Annotated in this window: 20 protein-coding genes and 2 pseudogenes; 9 read left to right on the plus strand and 13 right to left on the minus strand. The window is 38.5% G+C overall.

Annotated features, from left to right (window positions below):
* Positions 1-122: 122 nt before the first annotated feature.
* Positions 123-497, plus strand: a pseudogene (locus VJ09_RS01335) (VOC family protein).
* Between the two features lie 629 nt (positions 498-1,126).
* The gene (locus tag VJ09_RS01340) at positions 1,127-2,218 is read left to right on the plus strand and encodes a nitric oxide synthase oxygenase (RefSeq protein WP_044639918.1); all 1,092 of its coding nucleotides are present in this window, start codon (positions 1,127-1,129) and stop codon (positions 2,216-2,218) included.
* 71 nt (positions 2,219-2,289) lie between these two features.
* On the opposite strand, the pseudogene VJ09_RS17880 reads toward VJ09_RS01340, so the two are convergent.
* From VJ09_RS17880 to VJ09_RS01350, 3 genes and pseudogenes are all read right to left on the minus strand, one after another.
* Positions 2,290-2,394, minus strand: a pseudogene (locus VJ09_RS17880) (DUF4177 domain-containing protein); the annotation flags it as partial.
* Between the two features lie 132 nt (positions 2,395-2,526).
* The gene (locus tag VJ09_RS01345; protein ID WP_044639919.1) at positions 2,527-3,735 is read right to left on the minus strand and encodes a cytochrome P450 family protein; all 1,209 of its coding nucleotides are present in this window, start codon (positions 3,733-3,735) and stop codon (positions 2,527-2,529) included.
* Positions 3,736-3,825: 90 nt separating this feature from the next.
* A complete protein-coding gene (locus VJ09_RS01350) occupies positions 3,826-6,111 on the minus strand; it encodes an alpha/beta hydrolase (RefSeq protein ID WP_044639920.1) in 2,286 nt (761 codons plus the stop codon).
* Positions 6,112-6,270: 159 nt separating this feature from the next.
* Here VJ09_RS01350 and VJ09_RS01355 point away from each other — a divergent pair, with 159 nt between their 5' ends.
* Both VJ09_RS01355 and VJ09_RS01360 read left to right on the plus strand, forming a co-directional pair.
* Complete coding sequence (locus VJ09_RS01355) at positions 6,271-6,987, plus strand: response regulator transcription factor (RefSeq protein WP_044639921.1); 717 nt, start codon at positions 6,271-6,273, stop codon at positions 6,985-6,987.
* Positions 6,977-8,392, plus strand: a complete 1,416-nt coding sequence (locus tag VJ09_RS01360; RefSeq protein WP_044639922.1) for a HAMP domain-containing sensor histidine kinase — start codon at positions 6,977-6,979, stop codon at positions 8,390-8,392. Before VJ09_RS01355 ends, VJ09_RS01360 begins: the two co-directional genes overlap by 11 nt.
* 274 nt (positions 8,393-8,666) lie before the next feature.
* On the opposite strand, the gene VJ09_RS01365 is transcribed toward VJ09_RS01360, so the two are convergent.
* On the minus strand, positions 8,667-9,041 hold the full coding sequence (locus VJ09_RS01365) for an SDR family NAD(P)-dependent oxidoreductase (RefSeq protein ID WP_230199069.1): 375 nt from the start codon (positions 9,039-9,041) through the stop codon (positions 8,667-8,669).
* 10 nt (positions 9,042-9,051) lie between these two features.
* Here VJ09_RS01365 and VJ09_RS01370 point away from each other — a divergent pair, with 10 nt between their 5' ends.
* Positions 9,052-9,597 carry a TetR/AcrR family transcriptional regulator gene (locus tag VJ09_RS01370; protein ID WP_044639923.1) on the plus strand — a complete coding sequence of 182 codons (546 nt, stop codon included), beginning with the start codon at positions 9,052-9,054 and terminating at the stop codon, positions 9,595-9,597.
* 329 nt (positions 9,598-9,926) lie between these two features.
* Here the strand turns inward: VJ09_RS01370 and VJ09_RS01375 are convergent, their stop codons facing one another.
* The 8 genes from VJ09_RS01375 to VJ09_RS01410 all read right to left on the minus strand — a co-directional run bounded on the left by VJ09_RS01375 (position 9,927) and on the right by VJ09_RS01410 (position 18,712).
* Positions 9,927-11,135 carry a cytochrome P450 family protein gene (locus tag VJ09_RS01375; RefSeq protein ID WP_044639924.1) on the minus strand — a complete coding sequence of 403 codons (1,209 nt, stop codon included), beginning with the start codon at positions 11,133-11,135 and terminating at the stop codon, positions 9,927-9,929.
* A gap of 333 nt (positions 11,136-11,468) precedes the next feature.
* Positions 11,469-12,041, minus strand: a complete 573-nt coding sequence (locus VJ09_RS01380; protein ID WP_044641501.1) for a hypothetical protein — start codon at positions 12,039-12,041, stop codon at positions 11,469-11,471.
* A 30-nt stretch (positions 12,042-12,071) separates the two neighbouring features.
* A complete protein-coding gene (locus VJ09_RS17400) occupies positions 12,072-12,692 on the minus strand; it encodes a TetR/AcrR family transcriptional regulator (protein ID WP_052807160.1) in 621 nt (206 codons plus the stop codon).
* A 352-nt stretch (positions 12,693-13,044) separates the two neighbouring features.
* Positions 13,045-14,778 carry an ABC transporter ATP-binding protein gene (locus VJ09_RS01390; RefSeq protein ID WP_044639925.1) on the minus strand — a complete coding sequence of 578 codons (1,734 nt, stop codon included), beginning with the start codon at positions 14,776-14,778 and terminating at the stop codon, positions 13,045-13,047.
* A 372-nt stretch (positions 14,779-15,150) separates the two neighbouring features.
* Positions 15,151-16,059 carry a GAF domain-containing protein gene (locus VJ09_RS01395; protein ID WP_044639926.1) on the minus strand — a complete coding sequence of 303 codons (909 nt, stop codon included), beginning with the start codon at positions 16,057-16,059 and terminating at the stop codon, positions 15,151-15,153.
* Positions 16,060-16,220: 161 nt separating this feature from the next.
* Positions 16,221-16,772: a flavodoxin family protein gene (locus VJ09_RS01400; RefSeq protein ID WP_044639927.1), complete on the minus strand. Its 552-nt coding sequence runs from the start codon at positions 16,770-16,772 to the stop codon at positions 16,221-16,223.
* 193 nt (positions 16,773-16,965) lie between these two features.
* Positions 16,966-18,039: a M42 family metallopeptidase gene (locus VJ09_RS01405; RefSeq protein WP_044639928.1), complete on the minus strand. Its 1,074-nt coding sequence runs from the start codon at positions 18,037-18,039 to the stop codon at positions 16,966-16,968.
* Positions 18,032-18,712 (minus strand): YneB family resolvase-like protein, encoded by a 681-nt coding sequence (locus VJ09_RS01410; RefSeq protein WP_044639929.1) that lies wholly within the window; start codon positions 18,710-18,712, stop codon positions 18,032-18,034. Before VJ09_RS01410 ends, VJ09_RS01405 begins: the two co-directional genes overlap by 8 nt.
* Positions 18,713-18,790: 78 nt before the next feature.
* On the opposite strand from VJ09_RS01410, the gene VJ09_RS01415 reads away from it, so the two are divergent.
* The 4 genes from VJ09_RS01415 (at position 18,791) to VJ09_RS01430 (ending at position 21,090) form a co-directional block, all read left to right on the plus strand.
* Complete coding sequence (locus VJ09_RS01415; RefSeq protein ID WP_044639930.1) at positions 18,791-18,982, plus strand: DUF896 domain-containing protein; 192 nt, start codon at positions 18,791-18,793, stop codon at positions 18,980-18,982.
* A 391-nt stretch (positions 18,983-19,373) separates the two neighbouring features.
* Complete coding sequence (locus tag VJ09_RS01420) at positions 19,374-19,730, plus strand: transcriptional regulator (protein ID WP_222704939.1); 357 nt, start codon at positions 19,374-19,376, stop codon at positions 19,728-19,730.
* Positions 19,727-20,590, plus strand: coding sequence for a GNAT family N-acetyltransferase (locus tag VJ09_RS17885; protein WP_187118673.1), 864 nt, complete (start codon positions 19,727-19,729; stop codon positions 20,588-20,590). Before VJ09_RS01420 ends, VJ09_RS17885 begins: the two co-directional genes overlap by 4 nt.
* Before the next feature lie 62 nt (positions 20,591-20,652).
* A complete protein-coding gene (locus VJ09_RS01430) occupies positions 20,653-21,090 on the plus strand; it encodes a hypothetical protein (protein ID WP_044639931.1) in 438 nt (145 codons plus the stop codon).
* A gap of 63 nt (positions 21,091-21,153) precedes the next feature.
* On the opposite strand, the gene VJ09_RS01435 is transcribed toward VJ09_RS01430, so the two are convergent.
* Complete coding sequence (locus tag VJ09_RS01435; RefSeq protein WP_044639932.1) at positions 21,154-22,629, minus strand: glutamate synthase subunit beta; 1,476 nt, start codon at positions 22,627-22,629, stop codon at positions 21,154-21,156.
* Between the last annotated feature and the right edge of the window lie 8 nt (positions 22,630-22,637).

Genomic DNA, 22,637 nt, shown 5'->3' on the forward strand with positions numbered 1-22,637 from the left:
GGGATTTGGATGGGATTCAAAATAAAATAACGTTACAAAATAAATGATAGAAAATGGTAATGTAGTTAAATCTAAAGGGAAAGAATGATTTTGAAAGGACTAGCAGGTAGGAGGATATAAAAATGATAGGTGCAAGCCCGTTTGTGTATGTTGCAAATGTGAAAGAATCAATCGAAAACTATCAACGTATTTTTGGTGGAGAAATCAAAATCCTGAATGAGCATAACCGGAAAGATGCTGCATGCTGAATTGCACCTCGGTAGTAGTCTCATTCATTTTTCTGATACATATGGGAGAATACCAACCAGTGAGAATGTGTGTATTATTTTGCAATTAGAGAGCGAAGAGGAGATCAGAAAAGTATATGATTCCTTGATTAAGGAAGGCGGAACAATCAAAGTTGAACTGGTTGATACGTTTTTCGATGCTTTACATGGGCAAGTAATCGATCAGAAAAAATTAATTGGATTCTCAATTGGTTTAAAAGAGCCTCCTAATTAAGGTCTGACTAATTAAGGTCTGAAAGTAAAAGTATACTTATTTCCAAAAAGCACTTTATTAGAGTGCTTTTTGTTTTATTGACTAAAGTAGTTGTTTCGCATATTTTTAAGCAACAAAAGTACCAACCCTATATTAAGGACAAAAATAGAGCTAAATAGGACGATTATAGAGGCTGTTTTTGTTTGTTTTCTCTATAACGTTACAAAAGAATTATTTTGTAACGTTATATAAGGTTTTTTTCTGTAGTATTTTGCCGTTTTTTCGTAAGTCTCATCTCTTTTTTGTCAGTTTCTCGCATCTCATTACAAAAAGTTAACTATAGTATTGAGAAATAAAAGAAAAACTAAATTATTTTTTATGGATACGACTTGTGGATCAACTCCTGATAATAGCTAATTCCATAGTTTCTTTACGATTCGTTATTTAATACTTTTCCTTATTAATAGTTTCACCCACCCCTTTCCCGATTATAGAATATTCATTCTATTACCCATAGTTCTTTGTCATAAATTATCTGAAAATTTATATTTTATTTGACTTTTCTTATTAAAGACAAGTACACTAAATCAAGAAACTTTTAATATCGAAGTATTTTCATTTGTAGTTTGGAGGAACACGGAAAATAATGAATAAAAATATGTTGTTTTTAGAAGCGGCAAGTTTTATATATTCTTGCTATGATGAATTAGGAAAGGATTTGCATGAGACTCAACGAAGAGTTGAGGAAGTAAAAAAAGAAATTGAAGCAACAGGACACTATGAACATACATATGAAGAGTTAGCACATGGGGCAAAAATGGCATGGCGAAACTCAAATCGTTGTATTGGACGATTATTTTGGAACCGGCTAGATGTATTTGATGCACGTGAACTCGATAATGCAGAAGACGTCTATCACTCTTTATTAGACCACATTCAATATGCAACAAATGACGGAGAGATCCGACCATGCATAACTGTTTATAAACCAGAACAACAAAATGGACAAGTACCTGTTCGTATCTGGAATCATCAATTGGTTCGCTATGCAGGATATGAAACAGATCAAGGAATTATTGGTGACTCCGCCTCAGTTGAATTTACGAAAGTTTGTTTGGAGTTGGGATGGCAAGGTGAAGGAACTCACTTCGATATTCTCCCCCTCGTAATTCAGATGAATGAAGGACAACCTCAATATTTTGATATCCCAAAAGATATGGTACTGGAGGTACCGATTCAACATCCTGAGTTAGATCTATTTCAAGACTTTCCAGTGAAATGGTATGCTGTTCCTATTATTTCGGAAATGCGCATGGAAATAGGCGGGATTAACTATGTAGCAGCTCCATTCAACGGATGGTATATGGGTACCGAGATTGGAGCTAGAAACTTATCCGATGATAATCGTTATAATCTTTTACCGGTTGTAGCAAAGGAAATGGGTCTAGATACAAGCTCAAGCTCTTCTTTGTGGAAAGATAAAGCTTTAGTCGAACTAAATGTGGCTGTGTTGCATTCTTTCCGTAAGCTTGGAGTCACCATAGTAGACCATCATACTGCAGCTCAACAGTTCAAAGCATTTGAAAAAAATGAAGATAAATCTGGACGAGCCACTACAGGCGACTGGACATGGCTAATCCCACCAGTCTCCCCTGCTACTACTCATATCTTCCACCGTGGATACGATAATAAAGATCAAAAACCAAACTACTATTATCAACCAGTTCCATACAAGTAGTAAAAAAGAGATCAGCTACTATTTGCTGATCTCTTTTTAATGCAATGGAGAATTAATTTTTTTACACTGTATTAATCTTTTGGTCTTTCAAAAATCAATTCATAATACCGTGGGTTCCCTCCTCTACTTGGCGCAAAGATTTGAACGAATCTCCATCCTTGACTTGCCTGTTCTGCTTAGAATCTAAGCGGATGAAGCTTATATTCAAACATATTGAAATCCCTCTCTTTCTATCTTGTAGTGGCTTCTCTAAGACACCTGGTAGTTGAAATAATCAAATATAACAACTAGCTATAGAGAAATAGAGTTTAATATTTAACTGGTAATTCTGTAACTCCTCTTATTAAAATACCAGGACGGTACTTTATTTCTTCTACTGGTACAGCTAACTCTAAATTAGGCATTTTGTTAATCAGTGTTCGAAACACTATTTCTCCTTCTAATCTTGCTAGAGGTGCTCCCAAACAAACATGGATTCCATGCCCAAATGCCATATGTTTATTAGGAGTTCTCGAAATATCAAAGACATCTCCATTTGTGACAAGATTTTCATCTCGGTTAATCGATCCAAGTACTAAGAAGACCGTCTCCCCTTTGCTGATCTGTTCACCTCCAAGTACAAGATCTTCTTTTGCCCATCTGGTAGTTGCTACCTCTACAGGGCTGTAGTACCGTAAAACCTCTTCGACTGCATTAGGAATCAAATCCGGATTTTCTTTTAACTTCTCCCATTGCTCTCGGTTTTCCATAAAGGCTAAAACACCATTGCCAATGAGATTTACAGTAGTCTCATGTCCGGCGATGATAAGGAGAAAAATCATTGCGTATAATTCCTTCTCATTTAACTTATCTCCCTCCTCTTCTGCTCGGATCCAAGAAGCGATTAAATCATCACGGAGATCCCTTTTTCGCTCAGCTACTAAATCTTTTATATAATCAAAAAACGCTTGGTAGTGAGGTTGTGCTTTCTGGATTGACTTAGGATCATTGAGAGCCTCTATAATGGTATTAGACCACATCTTAAACTGTTCATGGTCGTCACTTGGAACTCCTAGCATCTTAGCGATCACCAAAAATGGTAAGGGAAATGCAAAGTCTCGAATCAGGGAAAACTCTTTGGTTCCCCGTTTTTCGATTTGAGCTATTAATTTATTAGCTAATGCCTCAATTATTTCTTTGCGAGCTTTAATTGCTTGAGGGGTAAAAGACGGTTGTACTAATCTTCGGATTCGCGTATGATCTGGCGGATCAGTATTTAACATATGACTCATGATAATTTCCCGATAGTTATCGTGGTGTGCGTTTATAATGCTATTTTCAAGAAATACGTGAGGATCTTTAATAAAGCGAGGGTCCTTCACTACTTCTAAAGCGTGTTGGTAGGTAGTAACAAACCACGCTTGATTTCCATCTGGCATTTTTGCAGGATACACTGGTCTATTTTTACGAATTTGGGCATAGAAAAAATGGGCGTGTTTTTTGAATTCTGGCGAAAAGACGTTGAAAGTTGTCTTCAATAAACTCGCTCCTTCTCTTTAAAAAAGAATATATTTACATTATAACTTAAGATCTTTATAACAATTAGGAATTTTCGTAAAGAAGATTTATTATTCTTTTTCTAAGATGTTTTCCCTTCTAGCAACATCTTTGTTTCGAATGCCAATATCATTGATCAATACGGTACCTTTTTTCGATCGATCGAAAACAAAACTGATATTGCTCAATTGATCTGGATCAAAATTTGGGTTTACCTTTTGAAAATCGGCCAATCGAAATGAAAAATTTTGAAACACAGGTTCCTTTGTTGGTGAAAAAGAAGTAAATGGCCATTTAATAATTTTCCCTTCCAACATTGGGAGTAAATGAGTTACACTGCTGAGCGGAAGAGTTGCTTGGTCGCCATTTTTATCAACAACTTTTATAGTTAAATCGATAAGTGAATCGTTCTCTTCACTACTCTTCTCATCATCAGCGTTGGCCATTGAAAAGACAACGGAACTATTATTCCGTACATCAAGTTGGCTATTCGTCAAATCAGCCGTATAGCTGGGGACATTAGATGTTTTTTCATGGTTCCACTCGAGACGTACCGCGCTGTACAATTCAGAAGTGAACTTCATCTCGACCTTTTCTTCCTTCCATGCCTTCAGATTCTCCCCTATTAGCCTTCCGCCCGTAAGAGTTGTACTCTCTAGATTGATATCTTCATCGAAAGAACTAATTAGTTCCGTATGAGAATCCCAGTAGTTACTAATGTACATTGTATCTGGAAGCCATCGTTGAGCGTAACCGATATCTTGAAAGATTTGTTTGTACTCGTTTTTTCCTTTTATCGTTGCATCTAAGAAGGATGAAATGAGTACCTTGGCCGCCTGTTGCTGCTCTTCTTGTGACATTAGCTGACCGATATTGTATAGTTTATTTCCGAGTCCTACACCATCGATTTTTCCCCATTTACTGTTAAACTGACCGTGGTTTGCCCTGTAAATGTATACTGATGATTTGAAATAATCACTACCACCGGAAAAATTGATCCGGCTATATTGGCTGGCACTGTCAAACGAGCTGACATCCATATCATGAGAGCCTTGTATCGCCAAATAATTCAAATCTTTTAAGAAAATTGGCTTTCCCGTAGGTTTGTATTGCTGATCAGTGCCTGCAATCGAAATAACGGAACGGATCCCAAAATGATAGTTGAACTTGATATTCCCATTTTCAGGATTAGCATCTAATTGATTGAATGCAGTAGCGACCGTAACCGCTTCGCCACCCCGAGAATGGCCGATGAGCGCAATTCGACTCATATCCACTTTTTCGAAGAAGGGAGTTGACTTGATTTTGTTCCATTTTTCCCAAGTTTTGAGATGCTCCAGTATTAGCCAACCCCTGGCTAAATTTTCTTGCTCCAACACACGAAACATAAACAAATCATCATAAGGTGATGTATTGAGGAAATTTTGATCGATCGATACAAAGATATAACCACGACTTGCTAGAAGTTTGCCTAAATATTCGTATCCTGGATCAGAATAGTCAGTTGCAATATGATTGCCATGAACGGCAACAATTAACGGAAACGGTCCCTTTCCTTCAGGATACCAAACCAATCCATTGAGCGGCATCTTATCTGGTCCGAAGCCAAATGTATCCGTTCGAATCGATGACCAGTTTTCTATAAAAGCAGACCCATTCACTGGTTTGGTCAAAAGAGATCCTCTCTGATTGAATTCTTTACGGTAGCTGTTCGTGCTACCATAAGACAATGTGTGTACTGGATATGATCCCTGTACAGTCGGATTCTCCAAATTTGTTTGGTAACGGTCTGCTGCTTTCATCATTTTTAGCCAGTACGGTTTCATCGGGTCCGCATGACCTTCATCTAGTAGCCAGTACATACCAGTGCCTATGAAAATCAAAACGATCATTGCTAACAAAATTGCGATCACTTTCGAAAAAAGCTTAACCTTCTGGTATTTCCCTACAAAGAACCGATAAAGAAGTGCCCCTAATACAGAAACCGCAATGATGATCGATACTACAACAATGGCAGTCAATGACAGTGGGCCAATGAAGCTGATGATCAACAAGCAAACCGAAGTAAGTGTCACCCAAATGTAACGTGTTGGCATTTTCTTGGCTATATGCAACACCCCTGCAATCACACCAGTTGCTAGAAAGATTCCGAGCAAGAAGATTAGTGCCCCAGTTAAGAAATCACCAAAACCATGTGTTCCCAACAAATAATATCCTTGGACAATGTAGATTAAAAACGAAACGGAAGCAAGTAATAAGCAAGCTCCCATCCACCCAGGCGTTAACGGATGGTTTTCCTTGATTTTATTTATAATCGATTTGACAGACCCTATCCTATCCAGTTCCGGTTTTGCCATAAGATCAACCTCTTTTCATCAGTGAATTCATGTATACACAAGACAGGTTTCATTATACGGATCAATCCTTTCACTCGACTTTCCGTTGTCTTACATTAACCTTACATGGAAGGAGTTTGACTTCACAGATCGAACTGAACGTAAATGAGGAGGAAAAACGTGCGTAAAACGATTTTAATTGTCGATGATGAGCCGGACATCGTTGACTTACTAAAACTGTTTTTGGAAAAGGAATACGTCATTTTGGAAGCAAGTAATGGTCAGGAGGCCATTCACTTATTTGCTCAAGCTTCAATCGATATAGCAATTATCGATATTATGATGCCGCATATTGACGGCTTTGAACTTCTTCAGTGGATTCGAAAACATTCTAAACTACCAGTTATTATTCTATCGGCGCGAAATCAAGACATGGATAAAATCGTCGGGCTTGGCTTGGGGGCAGATGATTTTATCTCAAAGCCGTTTAATCCATTAGAAGTAGTGGCACGCATCCAAGCTCAGCTACGCAGAACATATGAGTTCAATGAACCACTGCTGGTTCAACCAAGCGCTCGTGAGACATCTGTTGGCGATTTAACACTGGATCACGATGCTTGCCTCTTATATAAACGGGGAAAGGTGATTACCCTTAGTGCGATCGAATATAAACTTTTAAAGCTATTTATGGACAAACCTGGTCGAATATTTACGAAAAAACAAATATTTGAGAATGTCTGGTCCTACCAATATTTAGCCGATGACAACACAATCATGGTGCAAATTAGCCGATTGCGAGACAAAATTGAAGATTCTCCCCGCGTACCTACCTATTTGATAACAGTTCGTGGGCTTGGCTATCGATTTGCCAAAAAGGATGAGCTCAATGCGCCATAAACCAAAAATTTTCGACACGCTCGTCCGAAACTACATCTTCTTTTCCTTAACAGTAGGTGTTAGTGTATTTTTCCTACTCCTCTATTTTGTTGAGCGGACTAACCAGCAAATGCCTGATACAGAAACCCCTCAGTTAAAGGCGAGTGAGATCGTCCTGCAATATGATGCCAACATCCCTTCGAAAACACTAGAGGCATTTCATGGTTGGCTGGAGATTCTCGACGAAAACTTACAGATTGTAGATGTCAAAGGAAACAAGGTGGACCGCACAACTTCTTATTCAGAAAAGGAACTGAATAGTCTATTTTATGATGTAAAAGATAATCCCTATTATGTATCAATAGCTCCTTTTCGGACGAATGGAGGAAAGACTTGGTATGGGCTTGTCAAAATACCTAAAGACAACATCAGTATGGATTTTACAGTAAATGATGAGAAGGAAGAAATCTGGATAGTTTTTTGGCAGTCTTTATCAGAAACCGGACTCTTGTTTGCTCTTCTGTTTGGAATCAACGTCTATGTGTACAGCAGATGGACGGCTGTCAAAATCACGAATCCTTTAAATGAAATCACTTCAGGAATACGTAGTATTGCTGGCGGACGTTATCATGAACGACTACACTTTAAGGCTAGCTACGAGCTGGTACAAATTCAGGAAAATTTCAATTTAATGGCAGAAAAACTAGAAAATGCAGAAAAGGAAAAACTATTGTTAGAGGAAAGTAAGCAGCGCATGCTTGTTCATATATCCCATGACTTAAAAACTCCGATCACTACGATTCAAGGTTATGCAAAGGCGCTACAACTTGGTATGATTGAAGAGGAATCGAAGAAACAAAGAACGATTAGCCTCATCCACGACAAAGCCCAACTTGTTGCGGAGTTAATTGACGATGTGTTCGAGTTATTCAAACTCGATAGTTCAGACTACCCTCTTAAAACGCAAGCAGTGGACATCGCTGAATTTATTCGAGAAATTGCTGCCGAATATTATGACCAGTTCGAGGATAAGCAATTTTCTTTTGAATATGAAATTCCTTCGTGGGAAGTTATTGTTTTGTTTAATAGAAAGCTACTATATCGTGCCATCTCGAATCTGTTATCTAACGCGTTAAAATATAACCCGAAAGAAACGCATGTACGGGTCGCATTGATCGATGAAAGTAAAGAGATTCGTATTGAAGTTGTAGACAACGGGATCGGCATTCCAGATCATTGGCGAGACAAGGTGTTTGATGCGTTTGTCCGGGGCGATGCGGCGAGAAAAAGCGATGGCGGAACTGGGCTTGGGTTAACGATCGCTAAACATATTGTAGAAAAGCATGATGGTTGTCTTCGATTAAATACGAGCGATGGAACAACGAGGTTTGAAATAACACTACCAAAGATGGGATTTGATGTTTAGTCATGCAGCAATAGATAGAAAATAGCGGTAGTTACTTTTCATATGAAGATATAGTTAGTCATTCAACGAACTAGATCACTCTATCTATGACGATAACGATGTAAAGCCAAACTATTTTCAACCACACCAAGGAATATACTTAAACTAAAGGGCAGTTTAGTTTAAGTATATTCCTTCACAAAGCTATAGAAAAAGCCGATTATACTAGTTAGAAAAAAGAAATCGGCTTTTTTTCATCGAACCACACTTAAACACCAAATAATTTTCTGTATCGCTACCAATCGATTCGTTTTCTATCTCTAAAGAATTCCCCGTTAGGTCCTTCAGGTCCTGTAGTAGCTAACCAAAGGAGAGACTCAGCAGCTTGCTCAGGAGTTCTTGGAGCAGATGGTCCACCCATATCTGTACTTACCCAACCCGGATCGACCGCATTTATTTTGATATCACCATTGATTTCTGCAGCCACCAATCGTGTCAACCCATTTAGTGCAAATTTAGACAACTTATAAGCTCCTACTCCTGGATATGACATTTCGCTCATCGCCCCATATTCTGAGGAAACATTAATAATTCTCCCATAGCCTTGTTTTTCCATAATGGGAATAAAGGAACGGATTACATGGTAAATTCCATAGAAATTGGTAGCCATCGGGGTTAACATGATAAAAGTAGATAGAAGGATAGCAAGAACCCAAGAAGCAATAAAAAAAGCATTCCTTGAATTGATGTCTGAGAAAAATTTCAATAGCATTACCATTCAGGATATTTCTGACAGGGCAAATATTAACCGTGCAACTGTTTATCTTCATTACTTCGATAAATTTGATCTGTTGGATAAGATCATCGAAGAACATATCAGTAACATGGCTAAATTTTGTAAGTTAGAAGCTGAAATGGATTGGATTGAAGCGACTGTACTCTGCATGGAATATCTTGAAAGTAATTATTTATTTTTTTCGACGATGTTGGCAAGTGGAGGAGCTCCGTATTTTCGTAGCCGGTTTGTTCAACATAATATCGAAGAATTCAAAAAAGACGTAGATGTAACAAAAGGCACGAATCTCGGTCAAAATGAAGATATAGTTGCCGAATTTGTTGCAAATGCTTACGTAGGTGTAGTGGAATGGTGGCTAAAAAATGGCATGCCTTATCCACCGCAGGAAATGGCAGAAAAAGTGGGGGATTTATTAGACAGGATTATTTAGATTTATCGCATAAAAAATTTCTATTATTTATTTAGGAATGAGGAGGATAATGTGCCCTTTCCTCTTCAATAAAAATGTTGTATGTAAAAAGTTGCACTTAAACTAACGGGGCGTGTTAGTTGAACTAGAAATAAGAGGTTTTTAGGCTCGAGGATAAATCTAAGTTATTCAATTGAAGGGCGCGTTTATGTAGTAACAAAAAAGCGTAATTTCTCAGCATTAAATTGAGAAATTACGCTTTTTAATATTGAAAATTCCTTAACGTTGTTTTTCTGACGCTACCCCACGAAGTAATAGCTGAACTCTTCTTGTTTTGGTGGTAATTCTCATTAATACTTAACTCGTAACTCCCTTAGTCCTCTTATCAATAATCCTGGACGATATTCTATTTTGTTAGCAGGGATGGCTAGATCCAGATCCGGCATTCTGTCTATTAATACTCTAAATATTACTTCTCCCTCTAATCTCGCGAGTGGTGCTCCTAAACAAATATGAACTCCATGTCCAAACGCCATATGTTTATTAGGTGTTCTCGTGATGTCAAAAACATCCCCATTCTCGACCAAATCTTCATCTCGATTGATTGAAGCGAGCACTAAGAAAACGAAATCCCCTTTTTGTATCTGTTCGCCACCTAGTACAAGATCTTCACTGGCGAATCTGGTAGTCGTTATTTCTACAGGGCTGTAATACCGTAGTACCTCTTCTACTGCATTTGGAATCAACTTTGGATGGCTTTTCAGCTTATCCCACTGCTCTTTATTTTCCATAAACGCAAGGACACCGTTCCCTATTAGATTTACAGTAGTCTCATGTCCAGCGATGATAAGAAGGAAAATCATTGCGTATAATTCCTTCTCATCCAATTTATCTTCCTGTTCTTCTGCTTGAATCCAAAGAGAAATTAAATCATCTCGAATATCTTCTTTCCGCTCTGCTACTAGATTTTTTATGTAATCAAAGAACGCTTGATACTGAGGCTGGGCGTCTAGGATTGATTTTGGATTATTGGATGCTTCTACTATAGTATTGGACCATTTCCGGAATTGCTCGTGGTCCTCCTTAGGCACACCTAACATGTTTGCTATTACTAGAAATGGTAACGGAAAAGCAAGATCCTGAATAAGAGAAAACTCTCTTGTTCCTCTCTCTTCAATCGAATCAATAAATTGATTTGCTAAAACCTCTACTAACTCTTTTCGAGCTTTGATTGCTTGAGGAGTGAAAGACGGTTGTACAAGCCTTCTTAGTCTCGTATGGTCTGGTGGATCTATATTGAGTAAATGACTCATCATGATTTCTCCATAATTATCATCAAAAAGATGGTAATTTGTTTTCTCATAGAATTCATGAGGGTCTTTCATAAATCGTGGATCCTTTACTACTTCTACAGCGTGTTCATAGGTAGTAACAAACCATGCTTTATTTCCATTGGGCATGATAACAGGACAAACAGGCTTGTTTTTTCGCATTTTGGCATAATATGCGTAGGCGTTTTTTTTGAATTCTGGGGAAAAGATATTAAAATTGGTTGTCAATGATGTCACTCCTTGATGTTAGGGGAATATAATATAAAAAAATTATATCCTATTATGAAATATGAGATATCTGAAAAAGGAGGAAGCTGTTTTTAAGAGCTTATACTTGTATTTCAAACTGTTTGAAATACGGATGTTGGATAATCGTTTCAAAACTATTGTACAAGAGTGCTTCAGCCTTGTACGTATTTTTTCGACTGTTGAGAAAACGATTATTTTCGCGATTGAATTTCTCAATCTCCATTTGCTCATTAGCAAACGATTTTACTACACGGATCCCTGTTAAATACGTCCCTTATTCGCTCTTTGTTTCTTGATTTCGTTTTCCAAAAATCATATCTTCTTTTCAAGTTTCCTAAACCCTATATAAATCAAACCAACACAAATTGCTAAACCAATGATTGCAGGGACAAAGATAGATTTCCCGGCTTCTCCACCAAATGCTATACTCCAAACCATTTTACCCACTGCCATCAAAACAACTACAGATAATCCAAACAATAAACTACGCTTCCAGAAAGCTGCTCCTAAAGCAATGAATGAAACGGGGATAAGAGATGTCATCAAGAATTTTGTAAATCCCCAATCACCGCTTAAATATTCTATTTCTATCTCTAAGAATTGTTTCGCTTGTTCGCTTACAACATCAGGCTTCGGAAACCAGAACATACTTGATAGGAGCAGGAAAATGGTTCCCAAAATGCCCGCCCAACTTCTTTTGTATGCAAAATAGCAAAAAGGTATAAGGAACAATGGTCTGAAATACCAACTTAATGGGTTTTGGTGACGTTCAAAAGCCCAATCAAAAAAATTTTTATTAGTAAATGCTAAAACAAGCAATAACAAAGTGACTAACCCAAAAATTAGAGCAATTGTTTTGTCATATCGCCTTAGATTTCTTTCCATGTTATCACGCCCCATATTGGTATAAACGGTCTATTTACCTAATCCTCTTCTCATAAAGTCAACGTAATGATCAAGATTCATTATCATTCTTTGAAACTCCAAATCCTCTTCCATATAAAATATCTCATCAAAATGAACAAACAGATAACTTATAGTCCTTATAAGAAAATCCTCGGAAAATTCTTCTTTGAAGTCACCATTTTTTATTGCTTTCTTTATCATTTCTTCAAGCAATTTTTCTGTATTACTTCCTAATGTAGCCTTTGCTATATCATAAATTTTGTTACCCTTTTCTTTCATGAACATCTTGCTTAATTGGTGATACTTAGGAAAAGTCATAGCAAATTCTACACCAATCCTTCCTTGGGATTTAAACCTTTCAAAAATATCCTTTCCCTCATAGTCTTCTATATTTTCGTTAATTCGGTTACGTACAAATTCCCATTTTGATTTAGAGGCTGACTCCAACAAGAATAGATAAAGATCCTGCTTATCTTGAAAATGATAATAAAAAGTACCTTTGCTGATACCTGCATTTTTTATAATGTTATTTAGTGAGGCTTCTTTATAATTTTTTGATGTAAATTCATCTAATGCTGCTTCAAATAGTTCTGCTTTCCTTTCAAATGACTTCTCCTTCAACTTTTTCATATTCCTCCTTTTTTATCTGTAGACTACCGAGTCTAGACCACTCGGTCTATATCTAGTATAAGCATTTTAAAAATGTTTTCAATATTGTATAAAAGATGCTATGCCTTGTGTGGAAAAGAACTGCTGACACTAGACCAATGAGCAGAATGAATAGCCCCACCTACTGGTGAATAAAGACCTCAGCGTGTTGATACATAGTCTGATTGTAATGAAGACTCTACTTACATAAAGGAATAGAATACAAAAAAATAATAACCTATTATGTAATATCGGAATTAGAAGTCTCCCAAAAAAGAAAAACAGCTACTCCCTTTCGTAAGGAGAGAACTGTTTTTTTAAGAGCTTATACTTGTTATTCAAACTGCTTGGAATACAGATGTGCATATACTCCATCGCTTGCAAGTAACATATCGTGCGTACCTTGTTCCACAATGCCATCTTCCGTTAGTACCATAATCCGCCCCGCATTGCGAATAGTAGAAAGGCGATGAGCAATTACGATAGTCGTCCGTCCTTTAGCTAACAATTCCAGAGATTCCTTGACGATGCTTTCACTCTCGTTATCTAGTGCACTGGTAGCCTCATCTAAAATAAGCACTCGTGGATTCTTTAAGATTACACGAGTGATACTTAGTCGCTGCTTTTGCCCACCAGATAGTTTGACACCTCGTTGACCGATCTCAGAGTGGTAGCCGTTTGGCAAACTCATGATAAAGTCATGAGCATTGGCATGCTTGGCTGCCGCGATTATTTCTTCTTCGCTCGCTACCGGATTTCCGTAACGGATATTTTCCATCACCGTTCCCGTAAAAAGATAAACATCTTGCTGTACTATTCCGATGTTATTTCTAAGTGACTGTAGGTCGATATCACGGACGTCGATACCATCTAGTAACAACTCCCCATCTGTTACATCGTAGAAGCGAGGAATGAGTGAGCATAATGTAGTTTTTCCCGCACCAGACGGACCCACTAACGCAACATACTCTCCTGGTTGTACATGAAGCGACAGGTTTATGAAGACATTGTCCAAATGGTCTTCGTAACGAAAAGAAACTTGCTTAAACTCAATTTCACCATGTACTTCTGGCAAGGTGATAGCATTTGGTTTGTTTTCGATTGCTGGCTTCAGATTCATGATTTCTATAAAGCGCTGGAAGCCAGTAATTCCTTCTTGAAGCTGTGTACTCATATGAGTCAGTTTTTGAATCGGTTCAATCATAAAGCTGATATATAATAAAAAAGTAATCAAATCTGCTAAATCTAATGTGTTGTTAACGATATTGGTGCTACCAAAGATGATTACCGTAATCGTAATTAGTTGGATAATTGTTTCAAAAATATTGTACAAGAATGCTTCAGCCTTGTACGTATTTTTTCGACTGTTGAGGAAACGATTATTCTCACGGTTAAATTTCTCGACCTCTACTTGCTCGTTGGCAAACGATTTTACTACCCGGATTCCCGACAGACTATCTTCTACCTGTGCGTTTACGTCCCCAATTCGCTCTTTGTTTCTTCTTAATGCCTTGTTCAACATCTTATTAAAATACAATGTAAAGACACCTAAAAACGGTAGAAAACAGAAAACTGCGATCGTTAATGGGGTGTTAATATGGAACAAGATAATAAATGCTCCAATAAACCGTACGAGATATTTGATGTAGTCTTCTGGACCGTGGTGGTATAGTTCGGATAGCAGTAGCAGATCGTTTGTAATCCGAGACATAAGCTGACCTGTCTTTTCCTTATCGTAAAAGCTGAAGGAAAGCTTTTGCATATGTGCGAATAGCTCGCTACGCAGATCTCGTTCCATACGAGCACCGATTTCATGACCTTTGTAGTCCACAAAATAGTTCCCGATGTTCTGGACTGCGACTAAAACAAGCATCAGTCCACCAATCCAATACACTTCACTTAGCGCAGTGGACAAATCTCCTTCGAGAACATCTTTTGTAATATATCGAACGAGCAACGGAAACACTAAAGTCACACTAGATACGATAAAAGCGCATGCCAATACCGAAAGAAACAGCATTAAATATGGTTTGTAATAGGAGAAAAATTTTTTTACTGGAAAACGCATGATTTACCCCTTTTTTGTGTTATTTAAATACACACATATAAGGGGCACCGTATACAAATTAAGAAAATGTTTCACCCTTATATGTTTGTACGGTTTGATTCGTCATGTTTTTCATGTGAATTTCCTCCTTGTTCGTTATACTTTCATTATAGATGAATATGGGTGTGTCATTCCTAATTTTCTGTATAAAAAAATCGCACTCTTATGTGCGATAAGGTACACTAACTTCTTCTTATCTAATCTCTATCCTTCCAGAGTTTGCTCAACTTCTCCTTCACTTTTAATCGTTCATCATCAAAAGATCCGTTCTTCATCTCTCTCATCAATTGTTCCTTGCTAATTTCTCCAGCACGAAATAATCTATTTAATTCTTCACGAACCTTTTTCGGTACCCATTTCAGAATGATTGTTCACCTCCGGATTTCTGACCTCTGTCAAGATAAGCGGAAATAGCAGCTTTGTAAACAGTACCACTCGCTCCAGCTCTATTTTCTCATATGCATTTACTGGTGTTCCCGTTAGGGACAATACTCCAATACATGAGTCTGGTTCCGTTCCTGCACTAATGGGAACTGAGACCAAAGTACGATATGCACGACTAGATCTAGCCTTGCGCTCGTATTCATACTCTGAAGATTCTACATCTGGAATGTAATAGAGATCTTGCGTTCGCCATGCTCTCCCTGCTGCACTACCAAAAATAGGTGGCATATATTCTTTTACTCGATGAGTAAATCCACTAGAGTGTGTAAAATGAACGAGAAGTCCTTCTTGATTGGGGTGTTTTACGTGTATGACAATTCGCGGACTTTTCTCACGAAAATCTTTTAACGTATTAATTAAATAATCTAACAAATTATCATAGACATCATCTCGGTTTTTTAGAAAGTTAGGTTGGTCATACAAGGCGAGGGATACCTCTGAGGCTGCATACATAATCTGAGAAGTCGAATACGTCTCATCATCATATTTTTGATCGAGTTCGTCATATAGGCTCTTTAGCATTTGTGCTTCTTCTTGTGCTAGTGCAAGTTGTTCCGTCGCTGCTTCAAGCTCTTTTCGTAATAACTCATGACTCGCTACAAGTTCAGACGTTCCTTCACCCTCGATTAATTCTTGAGTTGGCTGTCCTAACCAGTTAATTTCACCTTTCCATAAACGGATTACATAAACAACAAAGACTGTAATAAGAACCCCAGCGAAAAAATAGCTTAAAAATTGAAAAAACCATCCCCCGCTCTTATCTAACTTTTCAAATAGGCTAAATAGATCTGATATCATCAACGCCTCGCTTTCTAAAAAAAGATAAAAATAAATTATGTTACTATCCTAATTATATGAAAAAAAGGAACATTTTTTCTATTGTTTCTATAAATAGGAAGAAAAAAACCGGCAAGATGAGTACTAGGACCAACTCTTTAGCCGGCTGGGTATGTATTGTTTTATCCATTCAACTTATCTTGAAAAAACTTGTTCCAATATTTACTTTCCGCTAGTGCACGGCGATCTTTAATTATTTCACCTGGCTTGGTTCCTTGACCAATCAAATAACCTAAAGGCTTGATATGGAGAAAGTCACAAATATAATAAAACTGTTCAATCACTGGTAATGCTTTTCGATGAATCTGATCTCCGCCAACCACAAGAAAAAAAGCTTCTTTTTGGGCCATAGCAGACCGCAGATCATAGTTTTTATTTCGTAGGCTCTGGGACCAGCGATCAATAAAGTTTTTTAATTGTCCAGACATTCCATACCAATACAACGGAGTCGCAAAAAATAAGAGATCATGCTCCAATACCTTTTGGATTATGCTTTCGTAGTCATCGTCTACATCGTGGAACCCAGAATCTTCATGTCGTTGATCAACAATTGGCTTTATATGATGCTCGCGTAGATGTACATGATAAGCTGGAACTCCCGTAAGAAGATGTTCCGTCAAAATCTCGGTATTTCCATGATTGCGGGAACTTCCATTCATTACTAACATTTTCATTCTGCTTCCCTTCCCTTCTCCTCATCCCATCATTCCCTATTACATAAGGAAAGAAACCACTTAGATGAGTATGATATCGGGCTGATTTCCAATTATTCCGACTCCATACTTTATTATACAGAAGAAGAAATATTTACAGACATCGCGAATGAAAAAAGAGACCCATTTTGGCCTCTTTTTAATCGATCCCTTGTTATCTAGATAAAAGCGTCTCATAAACAGATTTGTCTAAGCGCTTGATAAGAGCCTTCAAAAAGACTTTGGTTGCTTCTGCATCTTCCTTATCAATAATAGTAGAATGGGAATGAATATAACGGCCACAGATTCCAATTGCAGCAGATGGAATACCATCAGACATCAAGTGAACTCGCCCTGCATCAGTTCCGCCTCCAGGTGAAACAAATACTTGGTACGGGATATTTTCTTCCTCTGCAGTATCTAGGAGGAAATCTCTCATCTGAGGGGAGGTGATCATGGAACGGTCATAAAGACGAATTAAAACTCCTTTTCCTATTTTTCCAAAACCATCTGATTTACCGGGAATATCACCTGCCGCTGGGCCTACATCGACAGCAAAAAAAACATCGGGTTCGACGAGATTACTAGCAGTAGCAGCTCCACGTACTCCTACTTCTTCTTGTACAGTAGCCCCAGCATAAACAACATTTGGATGAACTTGGTCTTGAAGATCTTCTAATAACTCTAATGACATCCCACAACCAAACCGGTTATCCCATGCTTTACTCAAAATCCGATATCCACCCTCTAACTCTTGGTATGGACCATCTGGAATAGCTACATCTCCTAAACGGATTCCGAATTCCTCTACGTCTTCTTTAGAGCGTGCTCCTACATCGAGGAACATCTTTTTCATCGGAATCGGTTTTTTCCTCTGTTCCGCTGAAAGAGCATGAGGAGGAGTAGCGCTAATTACAGCAGGAATCAACTTCCCTGAACGAGTGAGGATTTGAACACGTTGAGAAGGTAGCGTTTGGGACCACCAACCGCCTAATCCATTAAAAACGAGTAGACCATCTGAGCGAATTCCCGTTACCATAAAACTAACCTCGTCTAAGTGCCCAGCTACCATTACTTTTGGGCCTTCTGCAAATCCTGTTTTGATTCCAAAGATACTGCCTAAGTGGTCTGATATAACGTTCTCCGATAACAAAGACAATTCTTGTTCCATGATAGAGCGAACAGGATTCTCATACCCTGGGGCTCCTGCTGCTTGGGTTAATTGTTTCATCCGATTCCAGTTAATCATGATTTTGTTTTTCCTCCTCTTCTAATGCCATCATATACTCTTGTTCCCATTCTTTATAACGGCGATGTACCGTAGCACGAGAAACCGTATAGCCAAACCCTTTTAAAGTAGCAGATATCTCCTCATAGGTAAGATCCTTTTGCTTTAGGGCCACGATCTGCTCAATAGGTATCTCTTTTTTCTCTCTACCTCCAGCACCTCGATTTCGCAGATTCTTGGCAGGATTATATCCTTTTTCACGTACGGCTCGTTGCATACCCCAACTAATCTTTTGATTCATCATACGTCGTTGAAGCTCTTCTACCTTCGCGATAATATGAAGGACTGTGGACTCTCCCGCATCTAACTCTAGCTCTTTGCCTTGTTGGAAAGAGAAGATCTGGCACCCTAGCTTGCCAATCTGATGAATAAGCGCCAGTTTTGCTTCACCACGTCCAAGCCTTGTATCGTCTTGCACAAAAAGCTTGGATGCCTTCTTCTGTTTTAAGAGATCCAGTACTTGATACAATCCAGGTCGATTCAGGTCGTATCCACTATACTGTTCGACAACTACCTCCACAATGGGGCAAGTAAGCTCTTTTGCCCAGTTTTGAAGAACTTCTACTTGTCTTTCTAGACTTGTTTCTTGTTCTTCTTTCTTGGTACTTACTCTCGCATAGATGATTCCATTCATTAGGATGCATTCGCTTCCTCTCATTTCTTGTTGCATGCTCATAGAAAAGTCGGTACTCTTTTACCAGGAGGGATATTCATGATTACGGACAAACTAATTGCTCGCATCAATGAACTGGCTCGAAAGAAAAGAACATCTGGTCTAACAGAGGCGGAACAAAAAGAACAAAAAGAACTGTATGCGGTCTATCTCAAAGGGATTCGAGGTCAAGTAAAAGGACAACTTTCTCAAATCCGTTATGTAGGAGATAAAAAGACCCCATTACAATAAAAATAATATGTAGGCTTCTAGTATAGCATACGAAAAACCAACCTTGCGTAAGCGAACCAGTGAGGTTGGTTTTTCTATATAAAAAGGTCCCATCGTAAACTACTTAATTTATGGCTGATCGTCTTTGCGATGTTCATTTTAATATTCTTTAAGAAACATATATCCAAGAATGTTCTGCCGATAATGCCGTCGCATGCTTGTCCAAATGAATGAAAGAACCATTTCTTATACTGTTGGAGATGCAATCTAAGGCTATGTCCATTTTAATAACATGCAGAATTCGCATATTTGTCTCTACTCCTATGGTGCATTTGTAATTGATCGTCTCTTCCCTTAATTTTGAATTAAGTTTATAATGCAAACTAGTTAGAGTTTAGGAGGTGTTTGTATTATGATGGGATTCCAAAAAATGGCTCGGTTAGATAAAATGATTCATGAACCAGCCAGATTGGCGATTATGAGTGCATTAGAAGCATGTTCCATGGCTGAATTTCTTTTTTTGCAAGAACTAACAGGTTTAACAAAAGGGAATCTCTCTTGTCATTTGTCCAAGTTAGAAAAAGCAGAATATATCATCATTGAGAAATCATATATTCGTCGAAAGATTCCTCAAACTACCATCCGGATCACCTCTGAAGGGACAGCTGCTCTAGAAAGGTATTGGGAACAAATGGATAAGATTCGGGAGTTCACGAAAAAATGGCAAGAAGAGCGGGAAAACCAACGTACTGGAGGCCTCATTGGTTGAAACAAATTATATTAGTAAGAGGTGTTCTCATCCAAAAAGGGAAACTTCTCCTAATTCAACGCGCGGAACAGGAGCGAAGTTTTCCAGGACATTATGAGTTACCAGGCGGAAAAGTAGATGCAGGAGAAGACCCTGTGGAGGCATTAGAGAGAGAATTTTGGGAAGAAACAGGGATTCAAATACAAGTGGGAACCCCCATACAAACACTGAAGAAATCAAGTCAAGATCATCATCTAATAGAAATTGTTTATCATGTATCAGCTGATCATACTACTGTCACCTTGAGTGAAGACCATCAAGATGTTCGGTGGGTACAGGAACTATCTGAAATAGAAGGACTTCAGATCACCCCGGAAGATTATCAAGTGATCAATCCTTTTCTAAAAAAGATAATGAGGATCGAAGCCATTACCCACATCCAAAAGGTGGAAGAATTATGGGGTGATAAAGTAGTTTCTCGAGGAAGAGTTCATCACACAAGAGAACTATCAGGTTTTCAGGCGATCTTAGATAACGAACCAGTTGGATTTATCACATATCATCAAGAAGGAGATCAATGGGAGATTGTAACCCTAGACAGTATCGTCGAAAATCAAGGAGTCGGTAGAGCACTATTGGAGCATATGATCGTTTTTGCCAAATCCCATAACGGTGCTCGACTATGGCTCATCACCTCTAATGATAATGTGCATGCACTGCGCTTTTACCAAAAACGAGGTTTTGAGATGTGCGCTATCCATTTGGATGCCATAACAGAGGCACGTAAGATAAAGCCAACCATCCCTATAGTTGGACTAGATGGAATACCAATTCGTCATGAGTTGGAATTAGAATATCTAATGAACCTCTCCCACCTATAGAGGTGGGAGTTTCTTATGCAAGTTGGTTAAATAGGATCAATCAAAAAAAGGAGGTTAAAAAAATGTCCCTCCAATCTATTTCTCCTTTTTTGCAAGTACTGGAGTTTCTGCAAGACTCAATCGATCTTCACGTCCAACAAGTAAATCCCAATGCTCCTCAAATGAGAAGCTATGATCTGATACAAGTAGAATTAGACTATCAGTCTTTCTATCTTCTGCTTCATAGAGAGTCAAAGATGATAGCTTTTGCAATCGATAAGAAGAATAGTAATGGCAGTCGATTTGATTTTCCTGAGTTCATCGATCATTCTTTGTTAACCAAAATCTTTGAAAACCTCTATTCAGAATATCGTGTTCTGTCCAAAGAAACTCTCGAAACTCCCCTTTCAGGCAACCCAACATTCCTAGAGCATGCCTTCTTACAATATGCTTCCTCATATGATTTGCGCTATTGGCAGCCACGAACATACGGCCAAGTTCTATTTAACTGGTGGGACTAAAAAAAGAACCCTTTTTACCGGTTCTTTTTTTAGTCTTTTCAAATGGTTTAGCATAAAGCCTTATTATTGAATCGCAGACTTCGTCAAGTACTTATGACACTCCCGAGCTGCCTCTCGTCCTTCGTGTATCGCCCAAACTACTAAACTTTGTCCTCTTCTTGCATCTCCTGCTACAAAAACACATTCCAAATTAGTCTGGTACTCACCATAAGATGTTTTTACTTTCCCATTTGTGTATTCTACACCAACCTGTTCGTAAAAAGCGGTCTCTCCTCCTGAATATCCGATGGCGATTAGGACCATTTGGGTTGGCCATATTTGTTCCGTACCAGGTATTTCTCGAAAGGTAACTTCTCCATTCTCGTCAACCGATTTTTCCATTTGGATTGTATGAAGCTCTTGGACACTACCCGATGCATCTCGTAGTATTTTTTTCGTTTGAATACAATACTCCCGGGGATCTTTCTCAAATCGACTTGTAGCTTCTTCATAAGCATAGTCTAGTGAAAAGACATAAGGAAACTCCGGCCAAGGATTATCTTCTGCACGATCCTGTGGTAAAGAAGGATGTTTACCAAATTGCGTAACACTCCGACATTTTTGGCGAAGGGCGGTGGCTACACAATCTGCTCCTGTATCGCCCCCGCCAATTACGATTACGTCTTTTCCTGCTGCATTGAATGAAAGGGTATGATCATTTGGGTCTAATAGATGTTTAGTCGAATCAGTCAAATAATCCATTGCATAAATAACACCAGCTACATTGCTACCTTCCACATTTAATGTGCGCGGTTGCGTAGCACCAGTACATAGAATCACTGCATCATAGTCGGATTGAAGCTGTTCCATTGAAATGTTTTTTCCAACTTCCATATTGGTTACAAACTGGATTCCCTCCTGTATTAGAAGATCTACTCGACGCTGTATCGTGCTTTTTTCTAATTTCATATTGGGGATTCCGTACATGAGAAGACCACCTATTCGATCGGAACGCTCTAGAACCGTAACTTCATGTCCTTGCTTATTCAATTCGTCAGCGCAAGCGAGACCTGCTGGCCCAGAACCCACAATTACGACTTTCTTTTCAGTACGTTGAGTAGGAGGATTGGGTGTAATCCAACCTTCTGCAAACCCCTTATCTATAATGGCTTGTTCAATACTTTTGATGGAAACAGCCGAATCATGGATCGCAAGAGTACAAGATCCTTCACAGGGAGCAGGACAAATCTTCCCAGTAAATTCAGGGAAATTATTTGTTTCTAAAAGACGGTCCAATGCCTCCTTCCAGCGATTTCGATAGACAAGATCATTCCAATCTGGGATGAGATTGGAAAGGGGGCATCCTGTATCTCTTCCTTGGAATAAAATACCTGTATGGCAAAATGGTGTTCCACAGTCCATACATCGTGACGCTTGTTCTGTGATTTTCTCGTCCGATAACGGAATTTGGTACTCCAGCCAATTTTGTGTTCGATGAAGAGGATCTTGTTTGGAAGGTTCCTCTCTTTTTCGATTCATAAAACCTGTTTTACTTCCCATAAGCATCC

Origin of the sequence: Risungbinella massiliensis (genome assembly GCF_000942395.1) — a bacterium.
GTDB lineage: Bacteria > Bacillota > Bacilli > Thermoactinomycetales > Thermoactinomycetaceae > Risungbinella > Risungbinella massiliensis.

What these genes read in the sequence shown, in the direction of transcription:
- VJ09_RS01340 (WP_044639918.1), top strand. Translation starts at nt 1,127, where the DNA reads ATGAATAAAAATATGTTGTTTTTAGAAGCGGCAAGTTTTATATATTCT.
- VJ09_RS01350 (WP_044639920.1), bottom strand. Translation starts at nt 6,111, where the DNA reads ATGGCAAAACCGGAACTGGATAGGATAGGGTCTGTCAAATCGATTATA.
- VJ09_RS01360 (WP_044639922.1), top strand. Translation starts at nt 6,977, where the DNA reads ATGCGCCATAAACCAAAAATTTTCGACACGCTCGTCCGAAACTACATC.
- VJ09_RS01365 (WP_230199069.1), bottom strand. Translation starts at nt 9,041, where the DNA reads ATGGCTACCAATTTCTATGGAATTTACCATGTAATCCGTTCCTTTATT.
- VJ09_RS01370 (WP_044639923.1), top strand. Translation starts at nt 9,052, where the DNA reads ATGATAAAAGTAGATAGAAGGATAGCAAGAACCCAAGAAGCAATAAAA.
- VJ09_RS01380 (WP_044641501.1), bottom strand. Translation starts at nt 12,041, where the DNA reads ATGGAAAGAAATCTAAGGCGATATGACAAAACAATTGCTCTAATTTTT.
- VJ09_RS17400 (WP_052807160.1), bottom strand. Translation starts at nt 12,692, where the DNA reads ATGAAAAAGTTGAAGGAGAAGTCATTTGAAAGGAAAGCAGAACTATTT.
- VJ09_RS01390 (WP_044639925.1), bottom strand. Translation starts at nt 14,778, where the DNA reads ATGCGTTTTCCAGTAAAAAAATTTTTCTCCTATTACAAACCATATTTA.
- VJ09_RS01395 (WP_044639926.1), bottom strand. Translation starts at nt 16,059, where the DNA reads ATGATATCAGATCTATTTAGCCTATTTGAAAAGTTAGATAAGAGCGGG.
- VJ09_RS01400 (WP_044639927.1), bottom strand. Translation starts at nt 16,772, where the DNA reads ATGAAAATGTTAGTAATGAATGGAAGTTCCCGCAATCATGGAAATACC.
- VJ09_RS01405 (WP_044639928.1), bottom strand. Translation starts at nt 18,039, where the DNA reads ATGATTAACTGGAATCGGATGAAACAATTAACCCAAGCAGCAGGAGCC.
- VJ09_RS01410 (WP_044639929.1), bottom strand. Translation starts at nt 18,712, where the DNA reads ATGAATGGAATCATCTATGCGAGAGTAAGTACCAAGAAAGAAGAACAA.
- VJ09_RS01415 (WP_044639930.1), top strand. Translation starts at nt 18,791, where the DNA reads ATGATTACGGACAAACTAATTGCTCGCATCAATGAACTGGCTCGAAAG.
- VJ09_RS01420 (WP_222704939.1), top strand. Translation starts at nt 19,374, where the DNA reads ATGATGGGATTCCAAAAAATGGCTCGGTTAGATAAAATGATTCATGAA.
- VJ09_RS01430 (WP_044639931.1), top strand. Translation starts at nt 20,653, where the DNA reads ATGTCCCTCCAATCTATTTCTCCTTTTTTGCAAGTACTGGAGTTTCTG.
- VJ09_RS01435 (WP_044639932.1), bottom strand. Translation starts at nt 22,629, where the DNA reads ATGGGAAGTAAAACAGGTTTTATGAATCGAAAAAGAGAGGAACCTTCC.